The 230-nt window shown below is 71.7% G+C and carries 1 protein-coding gene; it reads left to right on the top strand.

Features of this window, described 5'->3' with window-relative positions:
* Window positions 1-230: helix-turn-helix domain-containing protein (locus RH81_RS17390; RefSeq protein ID WP_161792003.1), on the top strand; the 230-nt coding region annotated here is incomplete at its 3' end.

The following is a 230-nucleotide window of genomic DNA, read 5'->3' as shown; positions in this document are numbered from 1 at the left end:
CTGCTCCGCGCCCCAGAGTCGACGGTGAGGTATTGGCGCCACATCGGCACGGGGCCGCCGAGCGCCAAGGTCGGCCGGCGGGTCCTCTACCGCCGGGAAGCGGTGCTCGCCTGGCTCCTTGTTCAAGAGGAGGTGGCGAGCCCACCGGGGCGTCTGGAACGGACACCGCTCGGCCTCTCAGTCGCACCTCGCAGAGGTGCTCGTGGCCGCCCTGCAGGCGGTCTGCACAC

It is taken from the genome of Psychroserpens jangbogonensis, from assembly GCF_000797465.1.
GTDB classification, from domain to species: Bacteria; Bacteroidota; Bacteroidia; order Flavobacteriales; family Flavobacteriaceae; genus Psychroserpens; species Psychroserpens jangbogonensis.
Note: the sequence above shows the minus strand (reverse complement) of the source record. Positions and strands in the feature narration are given on the sequence as shown.